Consider the following 15493-nt stretch of genomic DNA (forward strand, 5'->3'; position numbering starts at 1 on the left):
CCCTTCCCAAAAGAATCAGGAGTAGCACTCGCCTTGGTTTCATTTACATCTTGTAAAACAAATTCTTTAATCTTTTTTTACGTTCCATTCATCATATTCAATCTTCGTAATTCTACCATCATTACGGTAATTTAATTTTATGGTTATACCCGCCAAATCAATACTTTCCAACTACTTTTAACATTATGCGCATTCTTTTCATGAAATATTCTCCGAATAAATAACTTTGTCACCATGTTACAGGAGATCAGTTTTTCAGCCTATATACAACTGGCTACCACGGTTCCGCTTGTTGATGTTCGCTCGCCGGGCGAGTATGAAAAAGGGCACATACCGGGTGCACATAGTATTCCTTTGTTCTCGAATGAAGAGCGGGCAGCTGTTGGTACGGTGTATGTTCAGCAATCAAAAGAACAAGCCATTAAACTAGGATACAAATACGTAACGCCAAAGTTGGAATGGTTTATTTCGGAATCACGGAAACTTGCTCCCGATGGAATTATTGCGGTTCATTGCTGGCGTGGAGGAATGCGCTCGAAATCGTTTGCACAACACCTTTCTGATAATGGCTTTTCAAAAGTTTATGTGATAACCAGCGGTTACAAAGCTTTCCGGAACCATGCGTTGGAATCGTTTAAAACCAAAGCTAATATTTGCATACTCGGCGGTTATACCGGCAGCGGGAAAACACATATTTTATACACACTGAAAGAACAAGGTGAACAAATACTTGATTTGGAAGGAATTGCCAACCATAAAGGATCGGCTTTCGGACGGTTGGGAGGTGGAAGTCAGCCAACCATGGAACAGTTTGAAAACAACTTGTTCTGGAAATGGAAAGACCTGGATTACAACAAAACAATATGGATTGAAGACGAAAGTCACCGTATTGGTCTGGTAAATATTCCAGTTAACTTTTTTGAGAATATGAGAAGCCATCCAGTTATTTTTCTGGATATTCCGCGTGAAGTAAGAGCCCGTTTTCTTGTGAAAGATTATTCGGAAGCCGACAAGGCAATGCTGGAAGATTCCATTCTCCGGATTCAAAAAAGATTGGGCGGTTTAAATACCAAACAGGCATTGGAACACCTTAAAAAAAACGAATTATATGAAGTAGCGATGATCTGCCTGCTCTATTACGATAAATATTACCTGAGAGGCTTGAGAAAGCGAGAACACCAGGAAATTTACACTTTAGAGTCAGAATCGATTTCGCCGAAAATGATTTCCAAACAAATTAAAGTATATTATGAGTCAATCAGAAACAAAAAAGATAAAGCTCACGCAGTATAGTCACGGAGCGGGTTGCGGATGCAAAATATCGCCAAAAGTTTTAAGTACCATTCTTGAGACAAATCTCGACATGGGACATCAACCCAACCTGTTGGTTGGCAACGACAGTCGCGATGATGCTGCAGTGTTGGATTTAGGAAACGGCACCGCAATCATTAGCACCACTGATTTTTTTATGCCCATTGTTGACGATCCGTTTACGTTTGGCCGGATTGCAGCAACCAACGCCATCAGCGATGTTTTTGCCATGGGAGGAAAACCAATTCTGGCCATTGCCATTTTGGGCTGGCCCATTAATAAACTCGCTCCGGAAATTGCCCGCGAAGTAGTTGAAGGTGGTCGCCAGGTTTGTAAAGAAGTGGGCATTAGTTTGGCCGGAGGACACAGCATCGATAGCCCGAACCTATTTTTGGGCTGGCAGTTACCGGACAGGTTGATTTGAAAAACATAAAACAAAATGATACGGCAACTAAAGGATGTCGGTTGCTTTTGACCAAACCACTGGGAGTTGGTATTTTAACCACTGCACAGAAAAAAGGTGTTTTGGCTAGCGAGCATGAACAAACAGCCCCCGAATTAATGTGCGAGTTAAATACGCCCGGTTTTGAACTGGCAAAAATTAAAGGAGTAAAAGCCATGACCGACGTAACAGGGTTTGGTTTGCTGGGTCACCTTACAGAAATGTGTGAGGGCAGCAATTTATCAGCTCAAATTGAATACGATAAAATACCAACTTTACCCATGCTGCAATCGTATCTGGAACAAAACTGTATTCCGGGCGGAACACTGCGCAACTGGGATAGTTACGGACACAACGTAGCAATGAAAAACGAAGCCTACAAAAATATTCTCTGCGATCCGCAAACCAGTGGCGGTTTATTACTGGCGGTTGAGCCGGAAGCACTTGCCGAAGTGGAAGCCTGCCTGGCGAAATTTAATATCCATACAATCCCATTTGGACAGCTGGCAGAAAAAGAAAAGCAACTTATTACCGTAGTTTAATATGGAACGCAACGCAAATAAAAAGCCTGAAAAACAGCCTAATAATCCGCTGCATGGAAAAACACTTGAGGCGATTTTGGTATACCTGGTAAGCTACTACGGCTGGGAGGAATTGGGCGATATCATTCGCATCAATTGTTTTCGTAGTAATCCGTCCCTAAAATCGAGTCTGAAGTTCTTACGCCGAACTCCCTGGGCACGCGAAAAATTGGAAAATCTTTATGTTGAAACGTTTAAAGAAACCTAGCCGCACCTCAATAGTTATAACCACATCTAATAATGTTGCTCTTTTTGTTCCTGCAACTTGAAGTAAACAGCATGTTAATGACATCTTTTAATCAAACCTACTATTAGTCGTTTTGGTATATTGCGCACTTTACAGTTAAAAATTAAAAACAACGAATAATTGAAACAAAATGAGTAAGATCGTTCAGTTTGGAGAGAATGTACAGGGCTACACTATTCCTGTTTTAAATGAAAGAGAGATTCGGGCCGCAGCCGGAATGCTTTTTATGTTAATGTTTATTTCCATTCAACAGGCCACGGAGGGAAATTTTACGCCGTTAAAATATGCCATTATAGTATTCCTGACCGACATGCTGATTCGGGTTTTCATCAGTCCAAAGTATTCACCAACGCTAATTCTTGGCCGTTGGATCGTGCGTAACCAAACACCTGAATACGTTGGAGCACGCCAAAAGAAATTTGCCTGGAAAGTTGGAATTGGCCTCGCCCTTACCATGTTGGTATTGGCAGTAATTGTAAACTCTTACAGCCCGATAACCGGAATTATTTGCATGATTTGTCTTGTCTTTCTATTTTTTGAAGCAGTATTTGGAATTTGTTTAGGCTGCAAATTTTATCCTTTATTATTTAAAGATAAGGTTCAATATTGCCCGGGCGAAGTTTGCGATGTAAAGTCACGTCACGATATTCAAAAAACAAACTGGTCGCATTTTTTTATTGTCATCGGGTTTGCGACTTTTATAGTGCTCATTTACTTTTTGTTGAACGAGCAATTTATAAAACCACCGTTCGATTTATTTGGATTGAGTTCATAAGATTGAAATTATGCCCCGTCTCCTATTATTTTTGATAAAATTAGTTTTTCAAAATCCTTTTAATCAAAATACTTTATCGGTCTGTTGTTACTGATATCAGTACAAAATATGCGGATCGTTTGCGTTCTGTGACTTAGATTCTATAAGAATGTGTTATAAATCATAAGAAAACTCCTTGTCGTGTGCGCACACGGTCAATTATATTTTATAGATTTGTTTCAAATTAAATATCTAAATCAAAATTTATGATTCTTGGATTATTAAAAGAACACGGTAATGAAACACGTGTCGCTTTACTTCCGGAAACTGTAAAAGCTTTTACCGACTTAAAAGTTGAGGTACTGGTTGAACAGGGAGCCGGAGAACAAGCATTTGCTTCTGATGCTGATTATGAAGCTGTTGGAGCAAAAACAGTTTCGCGCGACGATGTGTTTTCCAAAGCCGAAGTTCTACTGCAAATTCAGCCACCGGCTGACGGTGACACCGGGAGAATTAATGATTCTCAGGTTTGGATTAGCGCTTTTAACCCACTATGGGATACTGCGCTGGTAAAAACTTTCCTCGACAAGAGTATCACAACATTTAGTCTCGATTTGATTCCACGTACTTCACGGGCGCAAGCCATGGACATATTATCATCGATGGCAACGGTATCGGGCTATATGGCTGTGCTTGAGGCAGCGGTTAAACTACCTACATTCTTCCCCATGTTTATGACAGCCGCCGGTACAATCCGTCCGGCCAATGTACTTATTCTGGGTGCCGGAGTGGCCGGCTTACAAGCCATTGCCACGGCAAGAAAACTGGGTGCTCAGGTGCAGGTTTTCGATGTACGCTCGGCTGTAAAAGAGCAGGTAATGAGCCTTGGTGGTAAGTTTGTTGAAGTTGAAGGAGCAACCGAAGACAAAGCTGCCGGTGGATATGCGGTTGAACAAACCGAAGAATTCAAAAAGAAACAGCAGGAAAAGATCAATGAAGTTGCTGCCAAATCGAACGTGGTGATTTGCACTGCCCAAATTCCGGGACGCAAAGCTCCGGTTCTTATTCCGAAAGAAGCTGTTGATGCTATGAAACCGGGTTCGGTTATTATCGACCTTGCAGCATCGACAGGTGGAAACTGCGAGCTGACCAAAAACGACGAAGTTGTTGTTCATAAAGAAGTAAGTATTATCGGGCAGTCCAATTACCCGGCACAAAAACCGGTTGATGCAAGTCGAATGTTCGGCAAAAATGTGTTGAACTTTATGAAACTGATAATTGGCGAAGAAGGTGAACTGAACCTGAATTTTGAAGACGATATTGTAAAAGGAACCTGCATCACGCATGCAAAAGAACTTTACAACGAAAGAGTAAAATCAATAATCGAAAACGCATAAATCTACAGGTATGGAACAATTTTTAACGTTTTTCTTTGAATACAAAGAAGCCATTTTCATCATTGCTCTATCCATATTTGTGGGTATTGAAGTGATTTCGAATGTGCCGGCCGTATTGCACACTCCGCTTATGTCGGGGGCAAATGCAATCAGCGGTGTAATTATTATTGGTGGTATCATTCTGGTTGGTCATGCCGACCTTTCAAAATTCTCACTCAACCTGGTACTGGGTATTCTGGCCCTGATTTTTGGTACTTTGAACGTGGTGGGTGGTTTTGCCGTTACCGACAGGATGCTTGAAATGTTTAAAAAGAAAAAAAAGTAGGCAGTTATGGATAAAGTATTAGGAACACTAAACGGAACAGCTTTTACAGTTGGCGATACTTTGCTCGAACTGAGCTATCTGATTGCCGCACTTTTATTTGTATTTGGTCTGAAACTGCTTTCGCACCCCGAAACAGCCCGCCGAGGTAACCTTTGGGCTGCAGGAGGTATGGGACTGGCCATGGTAACCACCTTGCTTTTGCACAAAAACAATGCAGGAGAAGGTATCTCGCTCACCAACATCTGGATCATTTTATGCGCCATTGGCGTTGGTGCTGCCATTGGATGGATGGTTGCCCGCAAAGTAAAAATGACAGCCATGCCACAGTTGGTATCATTGTATAACGCAACGGGTGGTGGTGCATCAATGTTGGTGGCATTGCTGGAATATCCGGCTGCTATGGCCGGCGATGTACAATCAATTGTAGTAACCGTACTTGGTTTAATTATTGGTGCAGTAGCTTTCAGTGGAAGTTTAATTGCATTTGGTAAACTTGATGGTCGCGTTGGCGATGTCATGAAACCATTTATGACTTATATAAACCTGGTTTTAATGCTGACAACCATTGCCTTGGCTGTTTTCATCATCATCTCACCAACTCAACCTTCAGAAATGATGTGGGCTATTTATGTCCTTACCATTTTATCGTTGGTTTATGGAGTAATGTTCGTATTGCCAATTGGTGGTGCCGATATGCCGGTAGTAATTTCGCTGTTAAACTCGTTTACAGGTATTGCTGCTGCTATGGCCGGATTCATCTATAACAACCAGGCAATGATTCTTGGAGGTATTTTGGTAGGTGCTGCCGGAATGATTCTTACCCTGTTGATGTGTAAAGCAATGAACCGCTCGCTGATTAATGTAATTATTGGTGCCTTTGGTGGAGGTGGCGCTGCTGCCAACCGCGAACAGGGAACCATTAAAGAAATTACCCTGAGCGATGCCGCTGTTCTTTTAAGCTACTCGCAAAAAGTAGTTGTGATTCCGGGTTATGGTTTGGCCGTGGCACAGGCGCAGCATATTGCACACGAATTGGATACGCTGCTTGAAAGCAAAGGTGTAGACGTAAAATATGCCATTCATCCGGTAGCGGGTCGTATGCCGGGCCACATGAATGTATTACTGGCCGAAGCCGATGTACCTTATGAACAACTGGTTGAGATGGATGAAATTAATCCGGATATGCCCAATGTTGATGTAGCTATTGTAGTGGGAGCCAACGATGTGGTTAACCCTGCAGCTTACGACGATCCGAGCAGCCCGATTTACGGCATGCCAATCATTGATGCGCATCTGGCCAAAAACATTATTATCATGAAACGTGGTATGGGTAAAGGTTATGCAGGCATTGAGAACTTCCTGTTCTTTAACGACAAAACACGAATGTTGTTTGGCGATGCTAAAAAATCAATTACCAGTTTGGTAAGCGAAATTAAGAGTATGTAGAAACAACAAATACAATACTTAAAAATGCTATCTTTTTAAAGGGGTGGCATTTTTTTTTATTCTATCGAGTAATCTATTTCCGATTAGCAAAATCAATAAAACATTAAACCCTCCCTATTATTGGATGGAACAGATAGTTCTTATGCTTGAACTCCTATTTTCGCAGGCTCAAAAATTCAACTATTTAAACATTCAAGAATGAGTACTCAAAAATTGGGAATCCGGCGGTTGTAGGGCTGGCCGGATTCGGATTAACTACCCTTTTACTGCAAATTCATAACATCGGGCTTTTGGGCATTGGGCCGGTACTGTCGATGGGCCTGGTATTTGGTGGATTGGCACAAATGATCGCCGGTTTTATGGAACAAAAAGTAGGCAATAATTTCGGATTCAGTGCCTTTGTTGCTTACGGTTCGTTTTGGATTGGCCTGGGAATTATATGGTTACTAAACCATTTTAACATTTACTCCGCTTCTCATACCGATGTGGGTTGGTATTTGGTTGCATGGGCTTTATACACCTGTATAATGCTGGCTGCCTCATTTTATGTGCACAAAGCCATGGCTATTACATTTATTTTGCTTGAAATCGGTTTTATATTTCTTATTGTGGGTCATTTTGGTTTCCCAAAAATGAATGTGGTTGCCGGTTACGAACTTATTTTCTGTGCGCTGTCAGCCTGGTATATGATGGCGGCTATTATTATTAACGACCTTGCCGGCAAAACTGTTTTGCCACTTGGCACAGCGTGGGCAAAGACTGCAAACTAGCATTTTATTGTCAATAATATTCAAAGGGCTGATCGTTTACCGATTCAGCCCTTTCTCTTTTTAACATGAGTTTTGGAAGATGCCTTTTGAGAGACCTTGATAACAAAACAGCAATAGTTAACTAATAATCAGCGGCAAAACTTTCATTTATTCAGTACATTTGATATATTTGTTGAGCAAACCATTTATCGAAAGGACGTAATTATGTTTGAAGAGCAAACCTTAACAAGCCATGCCCCGGCTTTACGCTATACAAACGGGCAGCTTGAAAGCCAATTCAAAACAATTCTTGAAAATAAGCAACTGGTAAATTTTGTTGAATCAATTTCACAAATGGTACTTATTTTAAATAAGCACCGCCAGGTAGTTTATGCCAACAAAAGTTACAAAGATTTTTGCCGGCAGTTAAATCATGATCCACTGATTGGAAAACGCCCCGGAGAAACGTTTAATTGCGCCAATGCATTTAAATCGGGTGCAGGATGCGGAACAACCAATGCATGTAAATCATGTGGTGCGGTAAACGCCATTCTGGATTCGCAAAAAGGAAAACGTTCAACAAAAGAATGTCAGATACTCACAACAGAAAACAATGCGCTTGACTTAGAAGTTACAGCAAGTCCTTTAGATATTGAAAGTGAAAAATTAACCATCTTTTCGGTAAATGATATCAGCGCCGAAAAAAGAAGAAAATCACTGGAACGTGTTTTTATTCACGATATATTAAATAGCGCAGGAGCCATTTCCGGTTTATCCTCCATCCTTAAAGAGATTGACGATGCTGAGCAATTAAAAGACATCGCCCAAACGATTGAAGGCGCTTCACAAAGTCTTATTGAGGAAATACAATCACAGCGCGAGTTTGGTGCTGCTGAAAGAGGCGAACTTCAATTACAGGCGAAGCAGGTAAACAGCAAGGATGTTCTTTCTGAGTTACAAAGAACGTATGCCAAACATGAACTAAATGCTGGTAAACCCATTCTCATCAGTACCGAATCAATTGACTGCACAGTTAATACCGACCTTGTTTTGCTAAGGCGTATTCTTGGAAATATGATTAAAAATGCCATTGAGATGAATGTACCACACGATACAATTACTCTTTTGAGCAAAGAAAAACAAGACGTTGTAGAATTTTCAGTTCACAACAATAGCGTAGTTCCGGAAAAAGTTAAATATCAACTCTTTAAACGTTTCTTTTCGACCAAAGGACAAGGCCGGGGTTTGGGTACCTACAGCATGAAATTATTTGGTGAGAAGTACCTGAATGGCAAGGTTGGCTTTACCAGTTCCGAAGAAACCGGAACAACATTTTATATTCAACTTCCTAAATAGTTATTACCACCGCATAACATTACTGCGAAGCTTTTTTATCTTTGGTTGTTTTAAACGAAATGACCAAAGAAAAGCTTTACACAAAAATTATAGCGCTGATTGATGAACGAATCGAATTGGCGCATTTAGCTATTGCCTCAGCCAAAGAGTCGCGCGACAACGAAACCAAAAGCAGCGTGGGCGACAAATACGAAACCAGCCGCACGTTAATGCAACAAGAGGTGGAAAAAAACCGCATTCAGTTGCACAAAGCCGAACGACTGAAAACAGAACTGGGAAATATCAATCTGAAGCAGAAATCATCAACGGTTGAATTTGGCAGCCTGGTAAGCTGTACTACCAACACCTATTTTATTTCAACAGCATTGGGTAAGATTGTAGTGGACGGAGAAAGCTGTTATTGTATTTCGCTGGCCTCTCCCATTGGCAAAGTACTTCACAACAAACGTGCAGGCGACAAGGTAAGTTTTATGGGAAAACGTATTGAAATAGTTGCAATTGATTAAAACAATTAGCCAACAAAACAATATTCAACAATCCAAAATTTCCTTTACCTTTAAACTTCCAAAATCATAAAAACCAATTGCCATGCAAACAAATAAATCAAATCGGTTTCAAGCCATATTTTTTTTGGCTCTATTCCTTATTTTTAGTTCATTTTCCGGAAAATCGCAGGACTACGCGGTTGGAGCCGATCTTTCGTTTTTGAAACAGGCTGAAGACAATGGTTTCGAATTTAAAGAAAACGGAGCCGTAAAACCTGGCATTGAAATATTTAAAAATCACGGCTACAATTGGGTAAGGTTGCGATTATTCCATACCCCTACCCGTTTGCCTAACAACCTACAATACACCATTGCCACGGCGCAAATGGCAAAAGAAAATGGCTTTAAGTTTCTGCTCGACTACCATTATTCCGATACCTGGGCCGACCCTGCCAAACAATACCTCCCTAAAGCATGGGAAGGACTCTCGCACGAAGTGCTGGTTGACTCGGTCTACGAATACACCAAAAATACAATGATTGCTTTTCGCAAAGCCGGTGTTTTCCCCGATATGGTGCAGGTGGGTAACGAAATTAGTAACGGCATGCTTTGGCCCGATGGCAAACTGCCCGACAACTGGGACAACCTGGCCGAATTGATTCAGGCAGGAATTAATGGTGTTTACGCCAGTTGTGGCAATAATCCGTGTCCGCAAGTTATGATCCACATTGATAAAGGCGGAGACAAAGAATTTACAAAATACTGGTTTGACAAGCTGCTTTCTTACGAAGTGGATTTTGATATAATGGGACAGTCGTTTTATCCGTGGTGGCACGGTTCAATTCTCGATTTGCGTGAAACCCTCAACTTTATGGCACGCGAATACAAAAAATTCATTATGGTGGTGGAAGCTGCCTACAACTTTGCTCCGGCCGAATACATCGACAAACCGGCACCTTTCCCTGAATCACCGGAAGGACAACGTCAATTTTTAGAGGAAGTGAACCGCGTGGTATTGGATGTTCCCAATGGTTTGGGCGTTGGCATTTTTTGGTGGGAACCAGCTGTTGAAAACAAAGGATTTGGTTATCGCACTTACTTTGATGCCGAGGGAAATGTACAACCCGTAATTGAAGTATTCGACCGATTTACACGACACTAAAATGAAGCCAAGCAGAAAAGAACACGAACTGCCAGAGGCACTTGTTGAGTGGGGTTGGAAATATCACCATCTGGGCATTCCAACCAACGAGAAAATGCCCGGTGAAAAATATCTGCCGCAGTTTAAGTTTTATCACTCAGGATTTCCAACAAGCCCATTTGGTGTGGAATGGATGCGTTTTGAAAAAGACAGCCCCATTCATTCGCTTATTCAAAAAGTTCCTCACCTGGCTTTTGAAGTGGAAGACTTGGATCACGAGCTCAACACCCGAAACTTAAAAGTTATTACTCCACCTAATCCGCCAACGAAAGGAATACGTGTAGCCATGATTGAACACAATGGAGCACCAATTGAATTAATTGAATTTGAAAAATAAAATGAACTACATTACCGATAAGAAATTTAAAAGTAAAGACTTTTCAAGTAAGGGCTTGGAACAGGGCGAATATGAAAATTGTATTTTTACCGACTGTATTTTCGCCGGCGCCAACCTAAGCAATTATACTTTTGAAGACTGTAAATTTGAAAACTGCGATTTCAGCAACTCCAAAATTACCAATGCCGCTTTTAAAAATGCGAGTTTTAAAAACTGCAAACTAATAGGCCTTCAATTTGATGAATGCAATCCTTTTTTGCTCGAATTTGGTTTTAATGGCTGTATGCTGAATTACGCTTCGTTTTACCAATTAAAGATCAAAGGAACTCAGTTTACCCGCTGCTCCATGCATGAAGTTGATTTTAACCAGACCGACCTTACAAAAGCCATAGTTGCAGAATGCGACCTGGCCGGAGCCGTATTTAGCCAAACCAAATTACAAAAAGCCGACCTGCGTAACTCCATCAACCTGACATTAGATCCAGAGCAAAACCAACTGACCGGAGCTCACTTTTCTCTCGATATGTTACCCGGTTTACTTGGTAAGTATAAAATCAAGGTCGATTAATCTTTTTTTTGTTGTTTTGCAAAATGGATCTTTTACTTTGGTTTGAGTACATCGGTACATTTGTTTTTGCCATAAGCGGTACGCTGACAGCGGCCGACAAGCGCCTCGACTTTTTTGGCGCCACAGTAGCCGGTTTTGTTACAGCCATTGGTGGCGGTACCATGCGCGACCTTTTGCTGGGCGACACCCCCGTTGCCTGGATGCGCACTAACAATTATTTTTGGGTAATTATAGCAGCCGTTGTGGTAACCATCATTTTCCGCAAGCATGTAATGAAACTAAAACGCACCCTCTTTCTTTTCGATACCATTGGAATTGCCACTTTTACCCTGCTTGGGTTAAAAAAAGCGTTGCTTTTTAATATCGATCCGGCCATGGCGGTACTTATGGGAATGTCGTCGGCAGTAGTTGGAGGCGTTATCCGCGATATACTCTGTAACGAAGTACCGTTGATCTTCCACCGCGAGATTTATGCCACCGCCTGTATTGCCGGAGCACTGATTTATCTCGTATTAAACCGACTGGGTGTCTCCGAGTTAATTTGCGAAACAGCCACAGTATTATCTATTGTGGCCATTCGTATTGTGGCCATTCGTTTTAACATTGCCCTGCCACGGCTGATTAATCAGAAAGAATAGTCCGCAATTACCTCCCTGTACTTTTCCATTTTTGAGAGACCAAAAGATTGATTTGAGGCTGAGGGAAGACCGAAGTATGGTGTTCGTTGCTTGTAGCTTTTCCAGCTTTTGCTCCCGACGCTTCGGGCGAGATTTCGATCAGCTGTGCTGATCGAAACTTTTGCCTTCATAATCCATTGTATTTAAGTAAACAAATACTACTTTTATGTTTCCCTACCCGGTCACAGAGAGAAGATTCATTGCGTTGGTTGAGCCCCCGGGAAGTTTTATTAACAGAAATGAAAATTCAAGTAATACTGAATAAAAATTTATAAAATAGAAAGACACCGCTGACACGCGAATCTTTTCGCGTGGTTGATTACGTGGCATAATTAAACAACAGCAAAAATTAAATAACTTTTAAAAACTCATAAGATGAGAACAAACATTACTATTTACATTTTAAGCCTTGCATTGCTAATTGCAGGCATAAGTATAGTAGCTGTAAATCCTTCTTCAGAAAGAATGCAGGTAATAGCTGGCGGGTTAGCCTTTCTGGGATTGGCACTGAATATTTTAAGTTTTGTAAAAACGTACTTGCAAACAAATACCCAACTCAACAAAAAACAGTAACTCGCAACCTATCAAATCGTGGAAATAATAATCACCGTATTTTTAATGGCTAAACCCTTTTTTAGTTATTGAAATTTTAATCACCGGGCTAAAGCCGGGATGCAAACCTATTCGTAGTCCAACTCCTATTCAATATTCCATCATGGAAATACGACGAAGAAGGCAAAACATTCTCTACCCCAAATCATCACTACTAGTAGTTACCCATTCAAAAAATCACCACTTTTTGGGATTTCACACCTCATGCCTTCATGTTAGTTTTGCAAAGTGAATTTGTAACAACTTTAATCAAAAATAATGAAGAAACTATTGATCTTTTTAATGCTGGTAAGCGGAAGCTTGTTTACTTTCGCTCAGGATACCGAAAACAATCCCAATCAATACACAAACTCTGCTGATAATCTTTTATCAAATAACAGCAAATTGCTAGTGGGAGGTTATGGCGAGGTACATTACAATCAACCGTTATCGGGTTCAACATACAACAACGGCAAACTCGATGTTCACCGTGTGGTAATGTTATTGGGTTATAATTTCAACGAAAAAACACAGTTTATCAGCGAAATTGAGTACGAACATGTAAAAGAAGTTTATGTAGAGCAGGCTTTTCTGCAATACAAGCTGAATAACTCCATTAATTTCAGAGGTGGTTTAATGTTGGTTCCAATGGGAATTATTAACGAGTACCACGAGCCCACAACTTTTCATGGTGTTGAACGTCCCTTGATAGACAACACCATTACGCCAACCACCTGGCGCGAAATTGGTTTTGGAGTTACCGGAACTATTCTGCCGGCTTCGTTGAAATACCAAGCCTACGTAATGAACGGTTTTAACGGTTACGACGGCTCGGCTAAATTGAACGGCGCAAAGGGACTGCGCAGCGGACGCCAAAAAGGAGCTGAAGCGTTTTCAAGTTCGCCAAACTTTGCAGGAAAGATTGAATATTTTGGGATACGTGGATTAAACCTGGGCTTATCGACCTACCTCGGAAAAACGCAAAGCAGATTATACAACGGAATTGACAAGGATGATGACGCCGCCATTGCAATGGCCGATTCTTCGGTAGTAGGTATTTCAATGCTGGGGCTTGATGCCCGTTACTCCATAAGTGGACTTCAACTGCGTGGGCAACTTTATTATGCCAGTTTATCGAATACCGATAATTACAACGTATTTACGGGCACCGATGGCGACCTTAACGATGTGGGAAGCGCGATGATTGGTTATTATGCTGAGGCTGCTTACAATGTATTTCGTACGATTGATACCGAATTGCAACTGACACCGTTTGTGCGTTACGAGTTTCTGAATACACACAGTTCGGTAGAAAACAACATTACAAAAAATACAGCTTACGAAAAAACAGCCATTACCACAGGTCTTACGCTGGCTTTAACCAAAGGTGCCGTTGTAAAAACCGATATCCAGTTTGTTAAAAATGCAGCTACCGATACTTACGCAAAAACGTTTAGCGCCGGAATTGGTGTAATGTTTTAAACCAACAGGAAATGAAGATTAAATCAGGAATAATATTGCTTGCCCTATTATTTATTGCGTGTTTGGTTTTTGCCCAAAACGAAGTGGATTTTCAACCAAGAGCCCTTGAAAAAACCCTCAAAAAATCGGGTATTGAAGAGCTAACGGGCATTAAAGAAATGAAGATGACCGAACAAACTTCAACCGGAATAAACGGCAAATACTTCCTGGTAACAGAAAATAACGACAACCAGTACCGGTACATTTATATCGGACGCGTGAACAGCTGCCGCGCCGGAGGCTGCTCTCTCTCCAATGAACCAATGATTGGAGGAGAATCGGAATATTTTGATTATTATATTTTATTCGACAAGCACAAAACTGTTCAGACTGTAAAGGTTTTTAACTACCAGGCGACCCACGGATACGAAATTACGGCTAAAGGTTGGTTAAAGCAGTTTATCGGCTTTAACGGCTCCAACGCGTTAAAAGTGGATAAAAACATTGATGCGATTTCAGGGGCAACCATTTCGGTGTATGCAATTACCGCAGATGTGCAAAACAAAACAGCATTGCTGAAAAAACTGCATCTGTAAAAAAGAAAAAGTTAAACATTACATACATTTTTTAAGTCCCGGTTGGTATGCAACAATACTTTCCGGGACTTTTTGTTATTATCCCAAAATACTCATACCTCCGACTCCTGCGCAGCCACCTCCTTGAAGTGGCGTCCATCTTGGCCAAGGGAGAACAAAAAAAGGCACGGAAAACTCCATGCCTCATATAAATGGTTTTAATTGAAATCTATTTTTTAACCGAATGTAGACCACACTCTTTTCCTGAGCCCTGCTCCCACCACCAGCGGCCGGCACGGAAATCTTCGCCCGGTTGGATGGCTCGTGTACATGGTTGGCATCCAATGCTAACAAATCCTTTGTCGTGAAGCACGTTGTATGGCACATTGTATTTTTTCACCCAGTCGATGGTTTCTTCCAGGCTCCATTTCATTAGCGGATTGAATTTTATGATGTCGTTTCCGGCATCGTATTCAAAAAACTTCATATCGCTGCGGTTATCCGACTGCGAAGCACGCAGCCCGGTAATCCAGATATCGTTTCCCTCCAGTGCACGTTTTAAAGGAATCACCTTGCGGATGTAACAACACTCTTTGCGATTTTCCAGCGACTCGTAAAAACTAAAAGGTCCTTTTTTATCCAATAGTTTCTCCACTTCTTCGGTTGGCGGGAAATACGCTTTTATAGGTTTGTTGTATTTTTCAAGTGTACTGCGATACACTTTATACGTTTCAGGAAACAAACGGCCCGTATCCAAAGTAACCACTTTTATGGGCAGGTCGTTCTTAAAAATGATATCGGTGATCACCTGATCCTCGTAACCAAAACTGGTGGTAAAAACTACTTTGTCGGGATGCTGTTCTACCAGGTATTGCAATTTTTCTACAATCGATTTTTCTTGTAATTGGGTGTTATACTTGTCTGTTAGTTCTTGCATATTTCTAGCTACTTTTAAAATGTTATTTCCACGAATAGGTGAGGAGAAATCTC

Annotated in this window: 17 protein-coding genes and 1 pseudogene; 17 read left to right on the forward strand and 1 reads right to left on the reverse strand. The window is 41.2% G+C overall.

Translation table 11 applies throughout. From position 1 onward, the window contains the following. Positions 1 to 234: 234 nt before the first annotated feature. From mnmH to G0Q07_RS13860, 17 genes and pseudogenes are all read left to right on the forward strand, one after another. Entirely contained in the window at positions 235 to 1293 is a 1059-nt protein-coding gene (gene mnmH, locus G0Q07_RS13780) for a tRNA 2-selenouridine(34) synthase MnmH (protein ID WP_163347054.1), read from the forward strand. Then, positions 1250 to 2295 (forward strand): annotated as a pseudogene (selD, locus tag G0Q07_RS20810) (selenide, water dikinase SelD). The gene mnmH and the pseudogene selD overlap by 44 nt, the downstream one beginning before the upstream one ends. 1 nt (position 2296) lies before the next feature. Next, positions 2297 to 2542, forward strand: coding sequence for a VF530 family protein (locus G0Q07_RS13790; RefSeq protein WP_163347057.1), 246 nt, complete (start codon positions 2297 to 2299; stop codon positions 2540 to 2542). 169 nt (positions 2543 to 2711) lie between these two features. Next, complete coding sequence (locus tag G0Q07_RS13795; protein WP_163347060.1) at positions 2712 to 3356, forward strand: DUF4395 domain-containing protein; 645 nt, start codon at positions 2712 to 2714, stop codon at positions 3354 to 3356. A gap of 245 nt (positions 3357 to 3601) precedes the next feature. Beyond that, the gene (locus G0Q07_RS13800; RefSeq protein ID WP_163347069.1) at positions 3602 to 4732 is read left to right on the forward strand and encodes a Re/Si-specific NAD(P)(+) transhydrogenase subunit alpha; all 1131 of its coding nucleotides are present in this window, start codon (positions 3602 to 3604) and stop codon (positions 4730 to 4732) included. Between the two features lie 10 nt (positions 4733 to 4742). Then, positions 4743 to 5057, forward strand: coding sequence for an NAD(P) transhydrogenase subunit alpha (locus G0Q07_RS13805; protein WP_163347071.1), 315 nt, complete (start codon positions 4743 to 4745; stop codon positions 5055 to 5057). 6 nt (positions 5058 to 5063) lie between these two features. Next, positions 5064 to 6503, forward strand: a complete 1440-nt coding sequence (locus tag G0Q07_RS13810) for an NAD(P)(+) transhydrogenase (Re/Si-specific) subunit beta (RefSeq protein WP_163347073.1) — start codon at positions 5064 to 5066, stop codon at positions 6501 to 6503. Between the two features lie 212 nt (positions 6504 to 6715). Beyond that, positions 6716 to 7273 (forward strand): acetate uptake transporter, encoded by a 558-nt coding sequence (locus tag G0Q07_RS13815; RefSeq protein WP_163348964.1) that lies wholly within the window; start codon positions 6716 to 6718, stop codon positions 7271 to 7273. Between the two features lie 204 nt (positions 7274 to 7477). Then, positions 7478 to 8608: a sensor histidine kinase gene (locus G0Q07_RS13820; RefSeq protein ID WP_163347075.1), complete on the forward strand. Its 1131-nt coding sequence runs from the start codon at positions 7478 to 7480 to the stop codon at positions 8606 to 8608. Positions 8609 to 8667: 59 nt separating this feature from the next. Next, entirely contained in the window at positions 8668 to 9114 is a 447-nt protein-coding gene (locus G0Q07_RS13825; protein ID WP_163347078.1) for a GreA/GreB family elongation factor, read from the forward strand. Between the two features lie 82 nt (positions 9115 to 9196). Continuing rightward, positions 9197 to 10255 (forward strand): glycoside hydrolase family 53 protein, encoded by a 1059-nt coding sequence (locus G0Q07_RS13830; protein ID WP_163347080.1) that lies wholly within the window; start codon positions 9197 to 9199, stop codon positions 10253 to 10255. A gap of 1 nt (position 10256) precedes the next feature. Further along, positions 10257 to 10631, forward strand: coding sequence for a VOC family protein (locus tag G0Q07_RS13835; protein ID WP_163347082.1), 375 nt, complete (start codon positions 10257 to 10259; stop codon positions 10629 to 10631). A gap of 1 nt (position 10632) precedes the next feature. Further along, positions 10633 to 11199, forward strand: coding sequence for a pentapeptide repeat-containing protein (locus G0Q07_RS13840; protein WP_163347084.1), 567 nt, complete (start codon positions 10633 to 10635; stop codon positions 11197 to 11199). 23 nt (positions 11200 to 11222) lie between these two features. Further along, positions 11223 to 11837, forward strand: coding sequence for a trimeric intracellular cation channel family protein (locus G0Q07_RS13845; protein WP_163347087.1), 615 nt, complete (start codon positions 11223 to 11225; stop codon positions 11835 to 11837). 414 nt (positions 11838 to 12251) lie between these two features. Beyond that, complete coding sequence (locus tag G0Q07_RS13850) at positions 12252 to 12449, forward strand: hypothetical protein (RefSeq protein WP_163347089.1); 198 nt, start codon at positions 12252 to 12254, stop codon at positions 12447 to 12449. 297 nt (positions 12450 to 12746) lie between these two features. Further along, positions 12747 to 13949 carry a hypothetical protein gene (locus G0Q07_RS13855; RefSeq protein WP_163347091.1) on the forward strand — a complete coding sequence of 401 codons (1203 nt, stop codon included), beginning with the start codon at positions 12747 to 12749 and terminating at the stop codon, positions 13947 to 13949. Positions 13950 to 13960: 11 nt separating this feature from the next. Next, on the forward strand, positions 13961 to 14524 hold the full coding sequence (locus tag G0Q07_RS13860) for an FMN-binding protein (RefSeq protein ID WP_163347094.1): 564 nt from the start codon (positions 13961 to 13963) through the stop codon (positions 14522 to 14524). A 208-nt stretch (positions 14525 to 14732) separates the two neighbouring features. Here the strand turns inward: G0Q07_RS13860 and G0Q07_RS13865 are convergent, their stop codons facing one another. Then, positions 14733 to 15440, reverse strand: a complete 708-nt coding sequence (locus G0Q07_RS13865) for a phosphoadenylyl-sulfate reductase (RefSeq protein WP_163347096.1) — start codon at positions 15438 to 15440, stop codon at positions 14733 to 14735. Positions 15441 to 15493 lie beyond the last annotated feature (53 nt).

The sequence above is a fragment of the Draconibacterium halophilum genome (genome assembly GCF_010448835.1).
GTDB classification, from domain to species: domain Bacteria; phylum Bacteroidota; class Bacteroidia; order Bacteroidales; family Prolixibacteraceae; genus Draconibacterium; species Draconibacterium halophilum.

Bases quoted from the DNA above. Each gene is read 5' to 3' on its own strand.
- mnmH (WP_163347054.1), top strand. From the start codon at position 235: ATGTTACAGGAGATCAGTTTTTCAGCCTATATACAACTGGCTACCACG.
- G0Q07_RS13790 (WP_163347057.1), top strand. From the start codon at position 2,297: ATGGAACGCAACGCAAATAAAAAGCCTGAAAAACAGCCTAATAATCCG.
- G0Q07_RS13795 (WP_163347060.1), top strand. From the start codon at position 2,712: ATGAGTAAGATCGTTCAGTTTGGAGAGAATGTACAGGGCTACACTATT.
- G0Q07_RS13800 (WP_163347069.1), top strand. From the start codon at position 3,602: ATGATTCTTGGATTATTAAAAGAACACGGTAATGAAACACGTGTCGCT.
- G0Q07_RS13805 (WP_163347071.1), top strand. From the start codon at position 4,743: ATGGAACAATTTTTAACGTTTTTCTTTGAATACAAAGAAGCCATTTTC.
- G0Q07_RS13810 (WP_163347073.1), top strand. From the start codon at position 5,064: ATGGATAAAGTATTAGGAACACTAAACGGAACAGCTTTTACAGTTGGC.
- G0Q07_RS13820 (WP_163347075.1), top strand. From the start codon at position 7,478: ATGTTTGAAGAGCAAACCTTAACAAGCCATGCCCCGGCTTTACGCTAT.
- G0Q07_RS13825 (WP_163347078.1), top strand. From the start codon at position 8,668: ATGACCAAAGAAAAGCTTTACACAAAAATTATAGCGCTGATTGATGAA.
- G0Q07_RS13830 (WP_163347080.1), top strand. From the start codon at position 9,197: ATGCAAACAAATAAATCAAATCGGTTTCAAGCCATATTTTTTTTGGCT.
- G0Q07_RS13835 (WP_163347082.1), top strand. From the start codon at position 10,257: ATGAAGCCAAGCAGAAAAGAACACGAACTGCCAGAGGCACTTGTTGAG.
- G0Q07_RS13840 (WP_163347084.1), top strand. From the start codon at position 10,633: ATGAACTACATTACCGATAAGAAATTTAAAAGTAAAGACTTTTCAAGT.
- G0Q07_RS13845 (WP_163347087.1), top strand. From the start codon at position 11,223: ATGGATCTTTTACTTTGGTTTGAGTACATCGGTACATTTGTTTTTGCC.
- G0Q07_RS13850 (WP_163347089.1), top strand. From the start codon at position 12,252: ATGAGAACAAACATTACTATTTACATTTTAAGCCTTGCATTGCTAATT.
- G0Q07_RS13855 (WP_163347091.1), top strand. From the start codon at position 12,747: ATGAAGAAACTATTGATCTTTTTAATGCTGGTAAGCGGAAGCTTGTTT.
- G0Q07_RS13860 (WP_163347094.1), top strand. From the start codon at position 13,961: ATGAAGATTAAATCAGGAATAATATTGCTTGCCCTATTATTTATTGCG.
- G0Q07_RS13865 (WP_163347096.1), bottom strand. From the start codon at position 15,440: ATGCAAGAACTAACAGACAAGTATAACACCCAATTACAAGAAAAATCG.